The 1,510-nt window shown below is 73.6% G+C and carries 1 protein-coding gene; it reads right to left on the bottom strand.

The annotated features are described in order from the left end of the window. Positions 1-9: 9 nt before the first annotated feature. Positions 10-1,254, bottom strand: coding sequence for an IS110 family RNA-guided transposase (locus ACI8AC_RS25185; RefSeq protein WP_456900595.1), 1,245 nt, complete (start codon positions 1,252-1,254; stop codon positions 10-12). Between the last annotated feature and the right edge of the window lie 256 nt (positions 1,255-1,510).

Genomic DNA, 1,510 nt, shown 5'->3' on the forward strand with positions numbered 1-1,510 from the left:
AGCCCTGTGTCAAGCCGCCGCCGCGGCGTCCCGGTTGAGGTATCGGTTGAGGGCGCCGTGGCGGTCGGGGTTGTAAGGCTGGTGGTCTTGCCAGCAGCGCCAGACGACCAGCGTCCAGGCGCGGGCGAGGACGCGAACGGCGTGTGGATGGCGCATGCCGCGGGCGCGGGCTCTGCGGTAGATGTCAGCGGCCCAGGGGCTGGCGTGCCGGGAGTCGTCGGCGAAGTCGGTGAGCGCCCGGCGCAGCTTGGTGTCGGTCTTGTAGCGGAAGCCGACCGCGCGGTGTTTGCCGGATTCGTCGGTGAACGGGCAGACCCCGGCGGCCGCGGCGAGGGCTTGGGGGTCGGGATAGCGGCCGCGGGCGTCGCCGAGCTCGGCCAGCAGCGCGGCAGCGCGGAGCTGTCCGGCGCGGGGCAGGCTGGTGAAGATTGGTGCGTCCGGGTGCAGCGCGAGGGCTTCCCTGATCCGCCGGCCCAGCTCGGCGGCCTGCTCCTCGATGGCGTCGATGCCGGCCAGCAGGGCCAAGGTGACGTGCCGGCGGGCGGCGGCCTCGATGCCGGTCAGCCCGGCCGGGGCGGTGCGCAGCCGGTCGAGGAAGACCGCGGCCGGGGTGCGCCCGGGATAGCCCTCGGCGGCCAGCCAGGCGGCCATCGTCTGCTCGTCGAGCACGGCGGCCTCGGCGGCGGTCGGAAAGCGGCGCAGGAACGCGCGGGCGATCGGGCTGTGCAGGTCGAAGAACAACCCGACCGCGCCGGGAAAGGCCAGCTCGAGGGTGTGCCGCAGCTGGTTGACCAGCCCGACGCGGATCTCGATGAGGTCCTGGCGGGCGCGCACCAGCGCCCGCAGCCCGATGGTCTCGGCGGTGTCGCGGGTCAGGTCGGTGAACCGGTGCCCGTCGGTGCGCATCGCGTCGGCGAGCAGGTAGGCGTCGAACCGGTCGTCCTTGCCCGCGCGGGGGTAGCGCGAACGCAGGTTCTTCACCTGCCGCGGCGGGACCACCGCCACTCGCAGCTGGGCTTCCAGCAGCGCGGCGACCACCGGCCCGTCCGGGCGCTCGATGCCGACCCGGGCCACCCGCAGCTCGGTCAATCGGGCGACGAGCCGGGCCAGGCCGGCGCGGCTGTGGCTGACGGTGTGCCGCCACAGCACCGCCCCGGCGGCGTCGACGACGCAGACGGCGTGATCGACGCTGGCCCAGTCCACGCCGGCGAACAACGGCCCTGTCGGGGCAGCGGTGAGGGTGGGATCGTGCATGTGTGCCTCCTGGCTGTTGCCGCAGCGGGGAAGCACCCGGTGGTCTCGGGACGTGCACGCCGGTCGCTCACTGATCGGCGCTCGAGGCGCTCAGCCCTGTCGCCAGTCGGCACGTCCCGGGCCACCGGATCCTGCAGAACTCAGTCTGGCTGTGACCTCCAGCTAGCAGCCGTGGCAGTGATCCGGTGGGGACCCGGGGTGCGCCAGCGACCTTCTCAGTCAGTCACCGGCCCGTCCAGGGTCCTCCAGTGAGCAG

It is taken from the genome of Geodermatophilus sp. SYSU D00758, from assembly GCF_054049955.1.